Source organism: Enterococcus sp. AZ101 (genome assembly GCF_050499005.1).
GTDB lineage: Bacteria > Bacillota > Bacilli > Lactobacillales > Enterococcaceae > Enterococcus_L > Enterococcus_L ureilyticus.
In genome coordinates, this window is record NZ_JBMHEZ010000001.1 from 757,527 (window position 1) to 775,765 (window position 18,239).

Genomic DNA, 18,239 nt, shown 5'->3' on the forward strand with positions numbered 1-18,239 from the left:
ATTATTGGAGGAATATACACATGGTATTCGAAAAAATTCAAGCAATTATTGTAGAAGAATTAGGTAAAGAGCCTGAGGAAGTAAAATTAACAACCAACATTCAAGAAGAATTGGACGCGGATAGCTTAGACTTATTCCAAATCATCAATGAAATCGAAGATGCTTTTGACATAAAAATCGAGTCTGAAGATGGTATTACGACTGTTCAAGATTTAGTAACATATGTAGAAAAACAAAAAGCAGAATAATCAAAGCGATTAGGTAAATTAAAAGTTGGATGAGCAAGGCTCTGTGCGATTCTCAACAATTGCTACAGAGTCTAGCTTTTTTCACACCGTTCGTTGGAATTCGAAAGGCTGGTACTAAACTTATAGAGTTTTGTTCCAGCTCTTTTTTGATTAATTATTCTATAGTTTGAAGGATGTCATTTATGCAATCGAAGATATGTGCGTTATTAGGAATTAAATACCCTATTATTCAAGGGGGAATGGCTTGGATTGCAGATGCTTCTTTAGCTGGAGCTGTATCCGAAGCAGGTGGTCTTGGAATCATCGCAGGCGGCAATGCGCCAAGAGAAGTGGTGCAAGCTGAAATTAGAAAAATCAAAAAAATTACTGATAAACCATTTGGGGTCAATATTATGCTGCTTTCACCCTTTGCACAAGATATCGTAGATTTAGTTTGTGAAGAAAATGTCCCAGTTGTTACAACTGGAGCTGGAAATCCCAGCAAATATATGGCGCGTTTTAAAGAACATAAGATTAAAGTAATTCCAGTTGTTCCTTCTGTTGCACTTGGCGCTCGTATGGAAAAGATCGGAGCAGACGCAGTAGTGGTTGAAGGAATGGAAGCTGGGGGACATATCGGTAAGTTAACGACGATGAGCATGGTACCTCAAGTTGTAGATGCACTAACGATCCCAGTCATCGCGGCTGGCGGTGTTGGTGATGGCCGTGGGATGGCTGCAGCATTGATGCTAGGAGCAGATGGCGTCCAAGTTGGGACCCGTTTTTTAATTGCAAAAGAATGTACTGTACATGAAAATTATAAAGCTAGAATTATCAAAGCAAGAGATGTTGATACAACGGTTACTTGTCAACATTTCGGTCATCCCGTCCGGACAATCAAAAATAAATTGACTAGAGAGTACGATCAATTAGAGAAAAAAGAATTGAGAAGCGACACACCTGATCTTGAAAAATTTGAAAAGATGGGGCAAGGTGCTTTACGTAAAGCAGTTGTTGAAGGCGATATAGATTATGGCTCAATCATGGCTGGACAAATTGCCGGACTTATAAAAAAAGAAGAAACAGCTAAAGAAATCATTGAATCTTATATGAATGAAACTAAAGAAATCATGGCTTCTAGATGTAGTCACTGGATAAAATAAAAAATTTATTTATGAGGTAATGAAATGAAAACAGCTTTTGTATTTAGCGGACAAGGTGCCCAATATATTGGTATGGGTAAGGAATTGTTTGACCAAGAGAAAATTATTCAAGAAACATTTCAAGAAGCTAGTGATGTTTTAGGCTATGACATGGCAGAGATTTGCTTTACTGAAAATGACCAATTAAATGAAACTATATATACTCAACCAGCAATTTTAACAGTTAGTATTGCTTTTTATCGACTTTTACAAGCTAAAGGATATCAGCCAGATGTTGTAGCTGGTCTTAGTTTAGGAGAGTATAGTGCACTTGTGGCAAGCGGAGCGATTTCCTTCAAAGAAGCTGTTCAACTTGTTGCTAAAAGAGGACAATTTATGACTGAGGCGGCACCTTCTGGGACAGGAAAAATGGTGGCTGTAATGAACGCTGAGCGATCTTTAATAGAAGAATGTTGCTTAGAAGCCAGCGCGTTGGGAATTGTTTCACCTGCAAATTATAATACTCCACAGCAAATCGTAATTGGAGGAGAAACTCCTGCAGTTGACAAGGCGGTGTCATTATTGACAGAAGCAGGTGTGAAGCGAATGATTCCATTGAAAGTTAGTGGTCCTTTTCATACAGCTTTATTAAAAACTGCATCTGAAAAATTAGCTATTGAGTTAGAGAAAGTAGATTTTACAGAAATGACGATTCCTGTAATTAGTAATACCACAGCTCAAGTCATGAAGCAATCACAAATTAAATATTTGTTAGAGAAACAAGTAATGTCGGCTGTTCGGTTTGCTGAGAGCATTGAAACAATCAAAAAAATGAACGTTGATGTAATAATAGAGGTTGGACCGGGGAAAACATTGACTGGTTTTATCAAGAAGATTGACAAAGAGATAAAAACGGCTCGTGTTGAAGACGAAAAAACGTTGTCTGAAACTGAAGCTCTTCTAAATAGGAGGTAACACATGGATCTAAAAGGAAAAAATGTGTTTGTTACAGGAAGCACACGTGGAATAGGAAAGGCTGTTGCTTTGGCTTTTGCAAAAAAAGGAGCAAACATTGCTTTGAATGGACGCAGTGAAATTGGCACTGATTTAATTGCTGAAGTAGAATCTTTTGGGGTTAAATGTATCGGTGTTTCTGGAAATATTGCCGATTTTGAGTCTGCTGGAAAAATGATTCAAGCAGTGGTTGATGGTTTAGGATCGATTGATGTCTTAGTGAATAATGCAGGGATCACAAATGATAAGCTATTATTAAGAATGACAGAAGAAGATTTTACTCGATGTATCCAAATCAATTTAACCGGAACATTCAATATGACGCAACATGCAATCAAAAAAATGATGAAGCAACGCAGTGGCAGGATCATCAATATGTCTAGCGTGGTCGGGCTGATGGGAAATATCGGTCAAGCGAACTATGCTGCAAGTAAAGCTGGAGTTATCGGTCTAACAAAATCTGTTGCAAGAGAAGTTGCAGCACGAGGAATTACTTGTAATGCTATCGCACCTGGATTTATCGAAACTGAAATGACAGAAGTGTTATCCGATAAAGTAAAAGAACAAATGAGTCAGCAAATTCCATTACAATCATTTGGGCAAGTAGAAGACGTTGCCAATACAGCTATCTTCATAGCGAAAAGTTCGTATATTACAGGACAAGTCTTGAATGTAGATGGTGGTCTAGTCATGCACGGCTAGCGAACAAACTTGAAAGGAGCGGTTGAATGAATCGCGTAGTTATTACAGGTTATGGTGTAGCATCTCCAATTGGAAATGATGCAGCGGCCTTTTTAGAAAGTTTGCAAATGGGAAAAAATGGCATTGGTCCAATCACAAAATTTGATGCAAGCGAAACAGGTATTACATTAGCAGCAGAAGTAAAGGATTTTCCTTTTGATAAATACTTTGCCAAAAAAGATGCCAAGAGAATGGATTTATTTTCCCTTTATGGTATCTATGCAGCGTTAGAAGCTATGGAAATGAGTAAACTAGAGACAGAAAAAATTGATGTTGACCGTTTCGGTGTTATGGTAGGTTCTGGTATTGGTGGACTTCAGACGATTCAAGATCAAGTAACACGAATGCGTGAAAAAGGTCCTAAACGAGTAGCACCTTTATTTATACCAATGGCAATCGGAAATATGGCGGCAGGTAATATCGCTTTACGCGTAGGTGCAAGAGGGACTTGTACCGCAACCGTCACAGCCTGTGCTACGGCGAATAATTCAATTGGTGAAGCCTTTAGAAATATTAAGCATGGTTATTCTGATGTTTTACTAGCAGGAGGAACAGAAGCTTCGATTACTGAAATAGGGATTGCTGGTTTTGCTTCATTAACTGCTGTAACGTCTGAGGAAAATCCGAATAGGGGATCGATTCCTTTTGACAAAGACCGTAGCGGTTTTGTGATGGGAGAAGGCGCAGGAATTTTAGTTCTTGAATCATTAGAACATGCTAAAAACAGAGGTGCCAAGATTTTAGGTGAAATCGTAGGGTATGGCTCAAATTGTGATGCTTACCATATGACGTCTCCTAGGCCTGACGGAAGCGGGGCTGCTAAAGCAATGAGGTTAGCAATTGATGAAGCTGCGATCAAAGCTTCTGATGTCGGGTACATCAATGCTCACGGCACAAGTACACCATCAAATGACGTTGCAGAAACCAAAGCAATTCAAACTGCTTTGGGAGAAGCTTCTAAAACAGTTCGTGTCAGTAGTACGAAAAGTATGACCGGACACGCATTAGGAGCAACCGGTGGTATTGAAGCCATTGCTACTCTGAATGCATTGCAACATCAATTTATTCCACCAACAATCAATATCGAGCAAGTGGATGAAGCCATCGAAATCGATATTGTTACAAATAAAAGTCAAAAACATGAATTTGACTATGCATTAACAAATTCTTTTGGCTTTGGTGGTCACAATGCAGTACTTTGTTTAAAACGTTGGGAGGATTAAGATGGATATCAATGAAGTAAAAGAATTATTGACGCAATTTGACCAATCTACTCTAACTGAATTTGACCTTAGAGAAGGTTCGTTTGGTCTTTACATGAATAAAAATAAAGTGACACAAAAACCCTCTTCAGGTGAAGCAAAACAGGCAATGAACAATAATACAGTGAGCCAAGAAGCAACAGAAGTTACGAGTCAAACAGTAAAAGAAATTGTTAATGAGACTGTAAAAGCAGAACAAAAACCTGAAAATATCGAAGAAATCATTTCTCCAATTGTCGGAGTTGTGTACTTAAAGCCGGCTCCTGATAAAGCAAACTTTAAGCAAGTTGGCGATTTAGTGAAAAAGGGTGATGTCGTTTGTATTGTTGAAGCAATGAAACTTATGAATGAAATCACGTCAACTGTAGATGGTGTGATTACGGAAATCTTGATACAAAATGAAGAGGTTGTTGAATTTAATCAACCGCTTTTCCGTGTATCTAAGGGAGTGTAGGTATGAATATTCAAGAGATCAAAGAAATCATTCCGCATCGATATCCTTTTCTATTGTTAGACACAGTGGAAGAAATCGTTGTGGGTGAAAAAGTGATTGCCAAGAAAAATGTTACGATTAATGAACCTTTTTTTCAAGGTCATTTCCCAGGAGAACCTGTGATGCCAGGCGTTTTGATTCTTGAAGCATTAGCTCAAGCTGGTGCGGTAGCACTATTGTCTATGCCTGATTTTAAAGGAAAGACAGCTTATTTTGGTGGTATCGACAAAGCTAAATTTAGACAAAAAGTTGTTCCTGGTGATACTTTGATGTTAGAAGTAGAAATTATGAAAGTAAAATCAATAGCCGGTATCGGCAAAGGAACTGCGACTGTGAATGGGAAAAAAGTAGCGGAAGCAGAATTGACCTTTATGATTGGATAGGTGAGCTATGTTTTCAAAAGTTTTAATTGCAAATAGAGGAGAAATCGCAGTTCGGATCATTCGCGCATGTCGTGAATTAGGTGTACAGACCGTTGCGGTATATTCCGAAGCAGATAAAGAAGCGTTACACACACAGCTTGCAGATGAGGCTATTTGTATTGGACCAGCCAAAGCAGCTGATTCATATTTAAATGTACAAAATGTTCTAAGTGCAGCAATCGTAACCAATGCCGAAGCGATTCATCCTGGTTTCGGTTTTTTATCAGAAAATAGTCAATTTGCAGCAATGTGTGAAGAATGCAATATTACCTTTATTGGTCCAAAAGCTGCAACAATCGATGCAATGGGTAATAAAATTAACGCACGTGAATTGATGCAAAAGGCCAGAGTTCCAGTTATTCCTGGCAGTACAGGTGTGATTAGCTCTGTTGAAGAAGCATTAACGATTGCTGAAAATATCGGTTATCCAGTTATGCTGAAAGCAGCAGCAGGTGGTGGAGGTAAAGGAATACGTAAAGTATTGAATAAGGAAGAATTACCTCAACATTTTACCTCTGCCCAACAAGAAGCAAAAGCGGCTTTCGGTAATGATGATATGTACTTGGAAAAAATTATTTATCCAGCTCGTCATATCGAAGTACAAATTTTAGGTGATCAGTATGGACATGTGATTCACTTAGGTGAACGTGATTGTTCTTTACAAAGAAATAATCAAAAAGTTCTGGAAGAATCGCCATCGATCGCAATTTCTCCTGAAAAGCGTCAGTTATTAGGTGAAACGGCTGTACGTGCAGCTAAGGCTGTTCATTATGAGAACGCTGGAACAATTGAATTTTTAATGGATCAATCAGGTGAGTTCTATTTTATGGAAATGAATACTCGAATCCAAGTTGAACATCCTGTTACAGAAATGGTGACTGGGATTGATCTTGTTAAAGCACAACTAAAAGTGGCTTCGGGTGAAGAATTACCTTATACACAAGAGGATGTTACGATCACAGGTCATGCAATTGAATGCCGAATAAATGCTGAAAATCCTGCTTTCAATTTTGCGCCATCTCCAGGGGAAATTAAAAATTTACTGCTTCCAAGTGGAGGTATGGGATTAAGGGTTGACAGCGCAATGTATTCTGGCTACACGATTCCTCCTTATTATGATTCAATGATTGCCAAAGTCATTGTTCACGGAAATGATCGGATGGATGCGTTAATGAAGATGCAACGGGCTTTGCATGAGATCGTAACAGATGGAATCATTACGAATGCAGAATTTCAGTTAGATTTGATTACGCATGAAAATGTGCTAGATGGTGAGTATGATACGAGCTTTTTACAAGAAACATTTTTACCAAATTGGGAACCAGAAAGCGATAATTAAAAAGGAGCAGGTGTATGGCTTTATTTAAAAAGAAAAACTACATTCGAATCAATCCAAATCGCACAGGCGACCAATCTTCTGTAAAAAAACCGACAGTTCCAGATAATATGTGGGCTAAATGTCCTTGTTGCAAACGTACGCTATATACAAAAGATATGGGGGCAGAAAAAGTCTGTCCTTATTGTGGTTATAGTTTTAGAATTGGTGCTTGGGAACGTCTTGCATTAACGGTAGATGAGAAAAGTTTTGAAGAATGGGACACAGATTTAGTGACTAAAGATCCCTTAGACTTTCCGGCTTATTTGGATAAAATAGCTATAATGCAGGAAAAAACTGAACTACATGAAGCAGTTCTGACAGGGAAAGCTAAAATTAATAATCAAGAAATCGCTATTGGAGTGATGGATGCCAATTTTATTATGGGAAGTATGGGAACGGTTGTCGGTGAGAAAATTACTCGTTTATTTGAGCGAGCAATAGAGCAACATTTGCCAGTAATTATTTTTACTGCTTCGGGAGGAGCTCGGATGCAGGAAGGGATTTTCTCTCTAATGCAGATGGCAAAAATCTCTGGTGCACTTAAACGTCATAGTAATGCAGGATTACTTTATATTACCGTATTGACCGATCCAACAACTGGTGGAGTTACTGCTAGCTTTGCGATGGATGGTGATGTTATTTTAGCTGAACCTCAAAGTCTGATTGGATTTGCTGGACGTCGAGTGATCGAGCAAACGATTCGTCAGGAGTTACCAGATGATTTCCAAAAAGCTGAATTTTTACTGGATCATGGTTTTGTTGATAAAATCATTCCTAGAAATCAGTTACGAGAAGTACTCAGCAAATTAGTCGAGATTCATACGATGAAAGGGTGGAAATAGACATGGAAAAAACAGCCAATGATATTGTCACCTTAGCTAGAGCACAAGATCGTTATACTACTTTAGAATATATCAGTTCTGTTTTTGATGATTTTATGGAATTTCATGGGGATCGTTATTTTGGAGATGATCTAGCTGTTGTGGGTGGCATTGCAACTTTAGAAGAAAAACCAGTAACTGTTGTTGGTATTCAAAAAGGACGTAATTTACCTGAGAATATTGAACGTAATTTTGGCGCTCCTCATCCTGAAGGATATCGGAAAGCATTACGCTTAATGAAACAAGCAGAAAAATTTGGTCGACCAATAGTGACGTTTATCAATACTGCGGGTGCTTATTGCGGGATTGAAGCAGAAGAGCGCGGTGAAGGTGAAGCAATTGCTAGAAATTTAGTGGAAATGTCTGATCTTAAGGTACCAATCATCGCAATCATTATTGGTGAAGGCGGTAGTGGTGGTGCATTAGCACTGGCTGTGGCTGATGAAGTTTGGATGCTGGAACATACGATTTATGCGGTATTGTCACCGGAAGGCTTTGCGTCGATTTTATGGAAAGATGGCAGTAGAGCTAAAGAAGCAGCTGAATTGATGAAGATCACAGCAACGGAATTAAAAGAATTGACGATCATTGATCGTGTGATCCCTGAAGAGATGAATGGTGAAGTATTAGAACAGGCAAAAATCAATCGAATCCTTCAAAAAGCACTTATTAGTAAATTTACTGAACTTTCTCAACTAGACATAGACAAACTATTAGAGAATCGTTATCAGCGCTTTCGTAAATATTAATAAAAATATGGAGCCAGCCGAATGTGCTAGCTCCATATTTTTATTTAATCAGCTAAAGGATAGATCTCAGAAATAGACCAAACAAAACCGAAAGGATCTTGAATATTTGCTACCTTGAATTTATTAGGAACAATAGTTAAAAGCATTTCTAACATGCAGCCTGCATCTAATGTTTTTTTCACAAGTTTTTCAGCATTGTCACAAATCAATTGGATACAAAAAGGAGTTCCATTTAATAATAAAGGTGATTTTCCGCTCTGATCTGGTTGCTCATCTGCTAGTGCAAACAAACTTTCACGAATACTGAAACAGCCAGATTTTATTTCCTGTGCAGTTGATAACTCGATTACATTTGCATCGAATATTCTTTGATAAAGGCTCATTGCTTGTTCTGTGTCAGGAACAAATAGATTAATTTTTTTTATGGTGATTGTCATATGAAATCTTCTTTCATCTTTAAAAAAAGTTTATCATATAAACTAGAAGTTGTGAAAAGTCTAGTTTTCTGCGATATAAGCTAATGATTGAGCTTCTTAAAAACTTATGACGAGCATTTATAGAATTTTTTAGAGAAATGCAGTATAATACAACTTGGGGAGTACTAGCTTAGTGCTCCTTTCATTACGAAAAGAATCATCGTGGAGATGAGAGGAGTTTCTATGTTTTCAAAATTTAAACCAACTTGGATGGTCGATGCGATTTACAAAATCACACCGAGCCAATTAAAAAAATTAGGTATCAAAGCTGTGTTGACTGATTTAGACAATACATTGATTGCCTGGGATAATCCAGACGGGACCGAAGAATTATTGACTTGGATTCTGGAAATGAAAAATGCTGGGATTCCAGTTATAGTTGTTTCGAATAATAAATCTAGTCGAATTAAACGTGTAGTAGAGAAATTTGATTTAGAATATGTGTCCAGAGCATTAAAACCCTCAACAAGAGGATTTAGAGAGGCTGAAAAAAAGCTAAATCTAAAACCAGAAGAGTTAGTAATGGTTGGAGATCAGATTATGACAGATATTCGCGGAGCGAATGGGGCTGGAATCAGGAATATTTTAGTACGCCCAATTGTGGATACTGATGGCTGGAATACGAAAATCAATCGATTTTTTGAACGAAAGATCATGAAACATTTAGGGAAGAAACATCCAGATATGATATGGAAAGGCGGACTAGAATGAGTGAGAGTGAAGTAATTCACTGTATCGGTTGCGGTGCAGCCATTCAAACAGAACATCCAAATGAATTAGGCTTTACACCAAAGGCTGCGTTTGAAAAAGGAATGGAGACAGGGGAAGTTTATTGCCAACGCTGTTTTCGTTTAAGACATTATAATGACATCCAAGATGTTCAATTGACAGATGATGATTTTTTACGCTTATTAAATGAACTAGGGAAAAAGGATGCCTTGATCGTGAATGTCATTGATATTTTTGATTTTAATGGTTCGTTGATTCCAGGGCTTCATCGTTTCATTGGAGATAACCCTGTCTTAATGGTAGGTAACAAGGTTGATATTCTACCTAAATCATTAAAAAGACCGAAAATGATCCAGTGGATGCGAGAACGTGCCTATGAAGAAGGGCTGCGTCCTTTAGATGTCTTGTTGACAAGTGCCAAAAAGCCGCAGGAAATGGAACATTTACTTGAAACGATCGAAAAATATCGTGAGGGGAAGGATGTCTATATTGTCGGTGTGACTAATGTAGGGAAATCAACATTGATCAATCAAATCATCAAACAGACAGCAGGAGTAAAAGACGTAATCACAACATCACAATTTCCTGGGACAACATTAGATAAAATTGAAATTCCTTTAGATGACGGACATTTCTTGATTGATACCCCAGGGATCATTCACCGCCATCAAATGGCACATTATCTTGGTAAAAAAGATTTAAAGATCATTGCGCCACAAAAAGAAATCAAACCAAAAGTTTATCAACTAAACCCAGAGCAAACGTTGTTTTTAGGTGGATTAGCTCGTTTTGACGTCATTCAAGGAGAGCGAAGCTCATTTATAGCTTATGTTTCAAATGATTTAACCATTCATCGGACTAAACTAGCTACAGCGGATGCCTTTTATGAAAAGCATGTTGGTAGTTTATTGCAACCGCCACGTCTTGATGAAGTCGCAGACTTTCCAGAGTTGGTTCGTTTTGAATTTTCTATCAAGGAAAAAACAGATATTGTTTTTGCTGGACTAGGCTGGATCACGATCACAGAGCCTTGCGTCGTTGCTGGTTGGGCACCAAAAGGCGTCGATGTTTTAAGAAGAAAAGCGTTGATTTAACCACAAGTGAGAACAGAGAGAAGGAAAAATTAGTGGATTTAAGAGGAAAACAAAAGCGTTATCTGCGCAGTCAGGCGCATCATTTACAACCGATTTTTCAGATCGGTAAAGGTGGCTTAAACGCTGCGATGGTGGTTCAGATCAATGAAGCGTTAGAAAAACGTGAATTGATCAAAGTCACATTACTCCAAAATACCGATGAGATAGCAGAAGAAGTTGCAAAAGCTTTAGAAGCTGATATTCATTGCGATATCGTTCAAATTATCGGTCGGGTATTAGTGTTATTCAAACCATCATCAAAAGAAAAATATCAAAAAATCTCTAAAGAAGTTAAAGCAATTTAAATTTTGGAGGTAAGAAAAATGGGGACAAATACGAATGCAGCATTAAAAGCAGAAGTAGTTGTTGAAGAAGCAGAGCTTTTTCAAAAGCGTAAACAGGTAGGGATTTTAGGTGGGAATTTTAATCCGGTTCATTTGGCTCATCTAGTAATGGCCGACCAAGTGCAACAGCAACTTGGTCTTGACAAAGTCTATTTGATGCCTACTTATTTACCGCCTCATATAGATGAAAAAAAAACGATCGATAGTAAACACCGATTAACAATGTTAGAACTTGCGATTGCTGATAATAAAAATTTAGCTGTTGAGCCGATCGAATTATTTCGTAAAGGAAAGAGCTATACGTATGATACGATGAAAGCTTTAACACAAAATAATCCGGATACAGATTACTATTTTATCATTGGTGGAGACATGGTAGAATATTTACCAAAGTGGTATAAAATCGATGAATTAGTAACTCTGGTCAATTTTGTGGGTATCCGTCGGCCACATTATGGGACCATTACCCCTTATCCAATCATCTGGGTCGATGTTCCACAAATGGATATCAGTTCAACACTGATTCGAGAAAAAATCCAAAATGGTTGTTCTACACGTTACTTACTCCCTGATAGTGTGATACACTACATAGAAGAAAAGGAGCTGTATGTAGATGGACTTTAGTGGAAAATATACTACGTATAAGCGTGAAGAATTGATGCAGGAAGTTCAAATGCATATGAGTGAACGTCGATTTCAACATGTTCTAGGTGTGGAAGAAATGGCTGTTGCTTTAGCAGCTAAATATGGAGCCTCCAAGGAAAAGGCGAGTATTGCAGCGCTGACTCATGATTATGCTAAAGAACGACCGGATGAAGAGTTTGAGTTGATCATCAAACGCGATGGCTATGATCAACAGTTATTGGCTTATGGAAATGCAATTTGGCATGGACTGATTGGTGCTAGTATGGTTCAAAGAGAGCTTGGAATTGAAGATGAAGAAATTTTAGAAGCAATTCGTCTCCATACGACAGGAGCGGCTGCCATGAGTTTGCTGGATAAAATCATTTATGTTGCTGATTATATCGAACCAGGCCGCAAATTCCCAGGAGTAAAAGAAGCCCGTGAAATTGCTTTGATTGATTTGGACGAAGCTGTCGCATATGAAACAAAGCATACATTACAACACCTTATTGAACAAGAACAAAGAATTTATCCAAAAACAATTGAGACATACAATTATTGGGTAGTAGGAAAAGTTGACTGAGCTTAATTAGCACCGACAGAAAAATAGGGAATACTGATCGTGATGGTCCATGTCACAAGCAGAATTCATCTTTTTTCCGAGGTGCTAGCTCAAGATGCTGGATCAAGGGAAAAGCTGACTGAGTCAGCTATGTTTTAAAAATTAGGAGGAAACCATCATAGATAGTCAACAGATTTTAGAAATCGCTGTAAAAGCAGCTGATTCAAAAAGAGCAGAGGAAATTGTCGCTTTAGATGTGCATGAAATTTCACTTTTAGCAGATTACTTTATGATTTGCCAAGCAGCAAGTGAACGCCAAATCAATGCCATTGTGGAAGAAATTATCGAAAAAGAAGAAGAAGCAGATGTAGAAGTAAAACGAATTGAAGGAAAAGATGGCGGTAAATGGGTCTTGATCGATTTAGGTGATGTCATCATCCATGTATTCCAATCAGCAGAACGTGGTTTTTATAACTTAGAAAAACTGTGGTCAGATGCGCCTATGGTCGATCTACACGCTTGGGTCGAGTAATATGGCATACGAAACATTTGCTTTTGTATATGACGAAGTAATGGATGACAGCCTCTACGATCAGTGGTTAGAATTTTCTAAACGTCATTTACCAGAAGAGAAAAAAGATGTTTTAGAGATGGCTTGTGGCACAGGTGCTTTAGCTGTTAATTTTGCCAAAGCAGGCTTTACTGTCACAGCTTTAGATCTATCAGAAGAAATGTTGATGATGGCCAGTAAAAGAGCGGCAGAAGAAGAAGTTCATGTTCAGTTTGTGCAAGGGAATATGATGGATTTGTCTGAAATGGGTCAGTATCATGCGATTACTTGTTTTTCTGACTCCCTTTGTTATATGGCCAATCGTCAGGAAGTTCAACAAGTATTTGATGATGTATATCAAGCCTTAGAGGATGAAGGGGTCTTTATCTTTGATGTCCATTCAATTTATCAAGTAGATAAGGTATTTCCAGAATATAGCTACCATTATCAAACGGAAGAATTTGCCTTTTTATGGGATAGCTATCCTGGAGAAAAAGAGCATAGTATCGAACACTTTTTAACATTTTTCGTTAAAGAGCATGGAAATGACGAAGTGTTTATTCGACAAGATGAACTGCATCAAGAGCGTACCTATACAATGGAAAACTATTTGATGATGCTGGAAAGTGCTGGTTTTATGGATGTGGAAACCTATGCTGATTTCACAGATGAGATACCAAACAAAGAAAGTAAACGTTGGTTTTTTGTTTGTAAAAAATAGTTATGGAAATGAGTGACGCAAAACTGGCCACTCATTTTTATTTTGTTTCCGTACCAAAATAAAAATGGTATGATGGAATTCAAATAGAAATAATCTAGATGAAGGAGAAAAAAGATGAAAAGCTGCGGCATTATTGTTGAATACAATCCATTTCACAATGGGCATCAGTACCATGCAAAAATGGCGCGAGAAATGAGCGGAGCAGATGTTGTGATTGCAGTAATGAGTGGGAACTTCTTACAACGTGGAGAGCCAGCCATTATCGATAAATGGACACGAGCAAATGAAGCGTTGACTAATGGGGTCGATTTAGTGATTGAATTACCTTTCGCTTATGCTGTACAATCTGCTGATTATTTTGCTGCAGGTGGCATCAAATTACTTCATGCTCTAAATTGTGAAGCTTTATGCTTTGGTACTGATAATCAATCAGAGATGGATTATGAATTATTTGGAAATTTTGTGAAAAATAATCAGATTGAGATCAATCAACTGTACCAAACAATCAAAAATAACGGTATGAGTTATCCTCAGCAAATGACAGAAGTTTTCCGCAGGCTTTACCCAAGTAGTGGATTAGACTTTTCTTCACCTAATCATATATTAGGGTTAAGCTATGCTAAAGAGAATGCAAATTATGAAAAGCCAATGAAGTTATATCCTTTAAAACGAGAGCAAGCGGGTTACCATGATACAAATATTTATCAAGATTTTGCCAGTGCTACTGCAATTAGGAAAGCTGTTTTCTCAGATGAATTAGCTCAAATCACAAAAGTACTGCCAGAAAAAGTAGTAATCGATTTGGCCACTTTACCGACCATTTCTTGGGAGAATTATTGGCCACTATTAAAATATAAATTAATCAGCAGTTCAACTTCGGATTTACAAGAGATTTACCAAATGAAAGAAGGAATCGAATATCGTTTACAAGAAGCAGCTAAAAATTCGGATTCTTTCCAAACATTTATGGAGCAAGCAAAAACAAAACGATATACTTGGACACGTCTTCAAAGATTGGCGACGTATGTTTTGAATAACGTTAAACAACAAGAAATAACAAACTCTTGGAATCACACTCACATACAAGTTTTGGGTTTCACAGAGCAAGGCCAACGCTTTTTGCGAGAAGAAAAAAAACAGCTAACATTGCCTATGATTACAAAAGTATCGAAAAGTTTGAAGACCCAATTAGCGATAGATATTCGCAGTAATCAACTCTATCAGTTAGGACATCCCAGTATTTTAGAACAGAATTTTGGTCGATTTCCGATTCGTATCCGTTAAAAATAAAAAACACTTAACAAAAGTTGATTTGGCAAGTATAATAAGAAAGGCGCTATAAACAAAAAATAATAATGAATGAAAGCGAAGTGAGAATATGGGTCGTAAGTGGGCAAATATTAAAGAGAAAAAAGCTGCCAAAGACGCAAATAACAGCCGAGTTTATGCAAAATTCGGAATTGAAATTTACGTAGCAGCGAAATCGGGTGATCCTGACCCTCAAGCAAATCAGAAATTACGGTTTGTGATCGAACGCGCAAAAACATATAATGTACCAAAACATATCATTGACCGAGCAATTGAAAAAGCCAAAGGTTCAGGCGATGAACAATACTCTGAATTACGTTATGAAGGATTTGGACCTAACGGCTCAATGGTCATTGTTGATGCTTTGACAAATAACGTAAACCGAACAGCATCAGATGTACGTGCTGCTTTTGGTAAAAATGGTGGAAATATGGGTGTCAGCGGAGCTGTAGCATACATGTTCGATCATACAGGTGTGATTGGATTTGCAGGTGAGGATGCTGATGAAATTCTTGAGTACTTGATGGAAAAAGACATTGATGTACGTGATGTTACAGAAGAAGAAGGTCAAATTATTGTCTATACAGAACCAGAAGATTTCCATACAGTCCAAGAGGCCTTAAAAGAAAAAGGTATTGAAGACTTTTCCGTTTCTGAATTAGAAATGATTGCTCAAAATGACGTTGAATTAGCTGGAGAAGATTTAGAAAAATTTGAACATATGATTGATGTTTTAGAAGATCTAGATGATGTTCAAAAAGTTTATCATAACGTAGAGTTAGATTAGTTCGATAAGCTTGAGCTATAACTTGTTTGTAATCTAATTTTGAGATTACGAAAGAGTTATAGCTTATTTTTTATAAAAATTATTTTAAGAAATTAGCTTAAGAAGTTTTTTTGGAATCGTTTCCCTATTTTCAAAATTATATGTTACAATTCAAATCAGATCATTATTAAGAAAGCTGGGATAAGATGAAAGCAACGATGAAAGATGTTGCCGCATTAGCTGGGGTGGGCGTTGGAACTGTATCTAGAGTCATTAATGGAGTAAAAGTCAAAGAAATTACCAGAAAAAAAGTTGAAGCTGCCATCAATGAATTATCTTATGAACCTGATGAATATGCAAGGGCTTTAAAAACCAATCGGAGTAATACTTTAGCCTTAATTCTTCCAACGATTTGGCATCCTTTTTTTTCAGAGCTTGCCTATTATATTGAAGAGGAACTCAGCAAAAAAGGATATAAACTTTATTTGTGTAATGCAGATGGTGATCCAGAAAAAGAATATGAATATATCCAAATGGTCAAGCAAAATAAGGTTGATGGAATTATTGGGATTACTTATTCAGATGTAGATAAATACGTATCGTCTAATTTGCCGTTTGTTAGTATTGATCGACATTTTTCAGAAGATGTGACTTATGTTACCTCAGATAATTTTGCTGGTGGAAGGCTAGCTGCAAAAGAATTAGTCAAGCGAGGATGTAAAACAGTAGCATATATAGGCGGTTTTTCACCATTTCCCAATGAAACTGTTAATCGGCGAGAAGGTTTTTTAGCATATTGTAGAGACAAAAAGATAACGTATAAAATCCTAGATATGCCAGAACCAATCACAGATTTACGTGAGCAAATTTTACAGTTTATCAAAAAAAATGATACGATTGACGGTATTTTTACAGTGAATGATTTTATGGGATTAAATGTTTTAGAAACGCTAGAGACAATCGGCAAAACAGCACCTAAGGATTTTCAGTTAATCGGATTTGATGGAGTGAGAATGGCACAGGAAAGAAAGTATGCACTTTCAACGATCGCTCAATCTGTTCCATTGATGGCTGTTACAGCAGTAGATGCTATTTTGAATAAAATAAAAGGAGTAGAGGTTCCTAAAAGAATTATTTTACCTGTGACTTTTGTTTCTAATTATACGACGATTGAAAATGATAAAGATGCTATAACGTGAATTGTTTGATGATAAAATGGTTTGAGGTGTTTAGAATAGGCGTTTTTCGTGCTATTCTAAACACTATTTTTTTTATTTGAAATCCAGTTGACAGAAAGCGATTTCAATGCTATTCTTTTTTTATCAATTAATAAAACGTTTCCATTATATTTTTTTCAATAAAATGGAAACGTTTCAAATTAAAGGGAGAGATGTTAATGAAGAAGTATTTTTGCAAGTTCATGCTTGTGATCATTGTGGTTTTCTTTATTTTTTCTGGTTGTGGAAACGTTTCAAAAAAATCGAAAGATGGAATAAAAAATACTGGGGACATAAAAATTTGGGTTCAGTTTTCAGACGAAACTCCTGAAGGAAAGGCTTGGCAGACAATTGTGGATAACTTTAATAAAGAGTATCAAGGGAAATATAAGGCAATCACTGAATACATTCCAAGAAGCGGCAGCGGTGGTGGTTATGAAGATAAAGTGAATGCTGCGATCACAACGAATAGTTTGCCTGACGTTCTAACTCTAGATGGTCCAAATACTGCTGCCTATGCAAATGCAGATGTAATTGAACCGTTAGATGAATACTTAGATGATGCAAATATGGATGATGTGCTTGATAGTATCGTTCAACAAGGAACTTACAATGAGAAATTCTATGCATTTGGTTTTTCTGAATCAAGTGTAGGGATTTATTACAACAAGCAACTATTTAAAAAGGCGGGCATCAAAGAGGACGAACTACCAACGTTAGATAAACCTTGGACATGGAACGAGTTTAAAGAAGTTTGTCAAAAATTAGTGGATGAATATGAGTTACCAGCGATAAATATTCAGTTAGCTTCTAAAGATGAAATGCTGACTTATGCCTACACGCCGTTTATTTGGTCAAACGGAGGAGAAGTTGTAAATCAATCTGGGACAGAAGCTTTAGGTTATTTTAATGATCCAAAAAGTGCAGAAGCACTTCAATTTATTCAGGACTTAGTAAAAAAAGGGTACACTACTAATACGCCTATTGAAAAAGGCTTTGAAACTGGAAAATATCCGATGCTTTTAAGCGGATCATGGACGATTGCTGATTTAAATGAAAATTATAAAGAACTTGAATACGGTATTTTACCATATCCTGTATCTAATAAAACAAAAAAATTAGTTTCACCAACAGGTAGTTGGCAAGTAGCGATGTCCTCTAAAACAAAAGAAAAAGAAGCATCAGCTACATTTATTAAGTATGTAACAAATACAGAATCAAGTAAAATCATGAGTTTAGGCAATAGCGTTTTACCTATTAGAAAGTCAACGATCGAATTGATCAAAAACGATGTGTCTGAGGAAATGCGCTTTCTAATGGAACAAAACCAAAAATCAGGTCATGCGCGTCCTGTTGTAGTAGCGTATCCTCAAGTTTCCCGTGCGTTTCAACAATCAATTCAAGATGCGAGCTATTACAAAGAAAATCCTGATGTACAAAAAATCGTAGATGTTCACGCAGAAGAAATGCAGCAAGTTATCGACAGGATGTTGAAGTGAT

Annotated in this window: 22 protein-coding genes; 21 read left to right on the plus strand and 1 reads right to left on the minus strand. The window is 37.1% G+C overall.

Annotated elements, in window-relative coordinates; genetic code table 11:
* Nucleotides 1-20 precede the first annotated feature (20 nt).
* The 10 genes from IGJ50_RS03510 to IGJ50_RS03555 all read left to right on the plus strand — a co-directional run bounded on the left by IGJ50_RS03510 (nucleotide 21) and on the right by IGJ50_RS03555 (nucleotide 8,309).
* Entirely contained in the window at nucleotides 21-248 is a 228-nt protein-coding gene (locus IGJ50_RS03510) for an acyl carrier protein (protein ID WP_025873142.1), read from the plus strand.
* A gap of 182 nt (nucleotides 249-430) precedes the next feature.
* Nucleotides 431-1,390: an enoyl-[acyl-carrier-protein] reductase FabK gene (gene fabK / locus IGJ50_RS03515; RefSeq protein WP_069640086.1), complete on the plus strand. Its 960-nt coding sequence runs from the start codon at nucleotides 431-433 to the stop codon at nucleotides 1,388-1,390.
* A gap of 24 nt (nucleotides 1,391-1,414) precedes the next feature.
* Nucleotides 1,415-2,344 carry an ACP S-malonyltransferase gene (gene fabD / locus IGJ50_RS03520; protein ID WP_429948923.1) on the plus strand — a complete coding sequence of 310 codons (930 nt, stop codon included), beginning with the start codon at nucleotides 1,415-1,417 and terminating at the stop codon, nucleotides 2,342-2,344.
* A gap of 3 nt (nucleotides 2,345-2,347) precedes the next feature.
* Nucleotides 2,348-3,085 carry a 3-oxoacyl-[acyl-carrier-protein] reductase gene (gene fabG, locus IGJ50_RS03525; RefSeq protein WP_069640088.1) on the plus strand — a complete coding sequence of 246 codons (738 nt, stop codon included), beginning with the start codon at nucleotides 2,348-2,350 and terminating at the stop codon, nucleotides 3,083-3,085.
* A gap of 26 nt (nucleotides 3,086-3,111) precedes the next feature.
* Nucleotides 3,112-4,347, plus strand: coding sequence for a beta-ketoacyl-ACP synthase II (gene fabF / locus IGJ50_RS03530; RefSeq protein WP_069640089.1), 1,236 nt, complete (start codon nucleotides 3,112-3,114; stop codon nucleotides 4,345-4,347).
* Nucleotide 4,348: 1 nt separating this feature from the next.
* Nucleotides 4,349-4,840: an acetyl-CoA carboxylase biotin carboxyl carrier protein gene (gene accB / locus IGJ50_RS03535; protein ID WP_069640090.1), complete on the plus strand. Its 492-nt coding sequence runs from the start codon at nucleotides 4,349-4,351 to the stop codon at nucleotides 4,838-4,840.
* Between the two features lie 2 nt (nucleotides 4,841-4,842).
* Entirely contained in the window at nucleotides 4,843-5,262 is a 420-nt protein-coding gene (fabZ, locus tag IGJ50_RS03540) for a 3-hydroxyacyl-ACP dehydratase FabZ (protein ID WP_010760451.1), read from the plus strand.
* A 7-nt stretch (nucleotides 5,263-5,269) separates the two neighbouring features.
* Complete coding sequence (locus IGJ50_RS03545; protein WP_429948926.1) at nucleotides 5,270-6,640, plus strand: acetyl-CoA carboxylase biotin carboxylase subunit; 1,371 nt, start codon at nucleotides 5,270-5,272, stop codon at nucleotides 6,638-6,640.
* 14 nt (nucleotides 6,641-6,654) lie between these two features.
* Nucleotides 6,655-7,521 carry an acetyl-CoA carboxylase, carboxyltransferase subunit beta gene (accD, locus tag IGJ50_RS03550; protein ID WP_207121217.1) on the plus strand — a complete coding sequence of 289 codons (867 nt, stop codon included), beginning with the start codon at nucleotides 6,655-6,657 and terminating at the stop codon, nucleotides 7,519-7,521.
* A gap of 2 nt (nucleotides 7,522-7,523) precedes the next feature.
* Entirely contained in the window at nucleotides 7,524-8,309 is a 786-nt protein-coding gene (locus IGJ50_RS03555) for an acetyl-CoA carboxylase carboxyl transferase subunit alpha (RefSeq protein ID WP_242551037.1), read from the plus strand.
* Between the two features lie 44 nt (nucleotides 8,310-8,353).
* On the opposite strand, the gene IGJ50_RS03560 is transcribed toward IGJ50_RS03555, so the two are convergent.
* Nucleotides 8,354-8,746 (minus strand): VOC family protein, encoded by a 393-nt coding sequence (locus IGJ50_RS03560; protein WP_429948928.1) that lies wholly within the window; start codon nucleotides 8,744-8,746, stop codon nucleotides 8,354-8,356.
* A 222-nt stretch (nucleotides 8,747-8,968) separates the two neighbouring features.
* Here IGJ50_RS03560 and IGJ50_RS03565 point away from each other — a divergent pair, with 222 nt between their 5' ends.
* The 11 genes from IGJ50_RS03565 to IGJ50_RS03615 all read left to right on the plus strand — a co-directional run bounded on the left by IGJ50_RS03565 (nucleotide 8,969) and on the right by IGJ50_RS03615 (nucleotide 18,238).
* Complete coding sequence (locus tag IGJ50_RS03565; protein WP_207121215.1) at nucleotides 8,969-9,496, plus strand: YqeG family HAD IIIA-type phosphatase; 528 nt, start codon at nucleotides 8,969-8,971, stop codon at nucleotides 9,494-9,496.
* Entirely contained in the window at nucleotides 9,493-10,608 is a 1,116-nt protein-coding gene (gene yqeH, locus IGJ50_RS03570; protein WP_069640096.1) for a ribosome biogenesis GTPase YqeH, read from the plus strand. The genes IGJ50_RS03565 and yqeH overlap by 4 nt, the downstream gene beginning before the upstream one ends.
* A 32-nt stretch (nucleotides 10,609-10,640) precedes the next feature.
* Nucleotides 10,641-10,952, plus strand: a complete 312-nt coding sequence (yhbY, locus tag IGJ50_RS03575; RefSeq protein WP_069640097.1) for a ribosome assembly RNA-binding protein YhbY — start codon at nucleotides 10,641-10,643, stop codon at nucleotides 10,950-10,952.
* 18 nt (nucleotides 10,953-10,970) lie between these two features.
* On the plus strand, nucleotides 10,971-11,615 hold the full coding sequence (locus IGJ50_RS03580) for a nicotinate-nucleotide adenylyltransferase (RefSeq protein WP_207121214.1): 645 nt from the start codon (nucleotides 10,971-10,973) through the stop codon (nucleotides 11,613-11,615).
* The gene (gene yqeK, locus IGJ50_RS03585) at nucleotides 11,605-12,198 is read left to right on the plus strand and encodes a bis(5'-nucleosyl)-tetraphosphatase (symmetrical) YqeK (RefSeq protein ID WP_429948931.1); all 594 of its coding nucleotides are present in this window, start codon (nucleotides 11,605-11,607) and stop codon (nucleotides 12,196-12,198) included. The genes IGJ50_RS03580 and yqeK overlap by 11 nt, the downstream gene beginning before the upstream one ends.
* Nucleotides 12,199-12,370: 172 nt before the next feature.
* Nucleotides 12,371-12,709, plus strand: coding sequence for a ribosome silencing factor (rsfS, locus tag IGJ50_RS03590; RefSeq protein ID WP_069640100.1), 339 nt, complete (start codon nucleotides 12,371-12,373; stop codon nucleotides 12,707-12,709).
* Between the two features lies 1 nt (nucleotide 12,710).
* The gene (locus IGJ50_RS03595; protein WP_069640101.1) at nucleotides 12,711-13,448 is read left to right on the plus strand and encodes a class I SAM-dependent DNA methyltransferase; all 738 of its coding nucleotides are present in this window, start codon (nucleotides 12,711-12,713) and stop codon (nucleotides 13,446-13,448) included.
* Nucleotides 13,449-13,562: 114 nt separating this feature from the next.
* The gene (locus IGJ50_RS03600; RefSeq protein WP_429948933.1) at nucleotides 13,563-14,732 is read left to right on the plus strand and encodes a nucleotidyltransferase; all 1,170 of its coding nucleotides are present in this window, start codon (nucleotides 13,563-13,565) and stop codon (nucleotides 14,730-14,732) included.
* Between the two features lie 94 nt (nucleotides 14,733-14,826).
* Nucleotides 14,827-15,543 (plus strand): YebC/PmpR family DNA-binding transcriptional regulator, encoded by a 717-nt coding sequence (locus tag IGJ50_RS03605; RefSeq protein ID WP_069640103.1) that lies wholly within the window; start codon nucleotides 14,827-14,829, stop codon nucleotides 15,541-15,543.
* 185 nt (nucleotides 15,544-15,728) lie between these two features.
* The gene (locus IGJ50_RS03610; RefSeq protein WP_069640104.1) at nucleotides 15,729-16,721 is read left to right on the plus strand and encodes a LacI family DNA-binding transcriptional regulator; all 993 of its coding nucleotides are present in this window, start codon (nucleotides 15,729-15,731) and stop codon (nucleotides 16,719-16,721) included.
* Between the two features lie 197 nt (nucleotides 16,722-16,918).
* Nucleotides 16,919-18,238: an ABC transporter substrate-binding protein gene (locus IGJ50_RS03615; RefSeq protein ID WP_242551036.1), complete on the plus strand. Its 1,320-nt coding sequence runs from the start codon at nucleotides 16,919-16,921 to the stop codon at nucleotides 18,236-18,238.
* The last annotated feature ends 1 nt before the right edge of the window (nucleotide 18,239 follow it).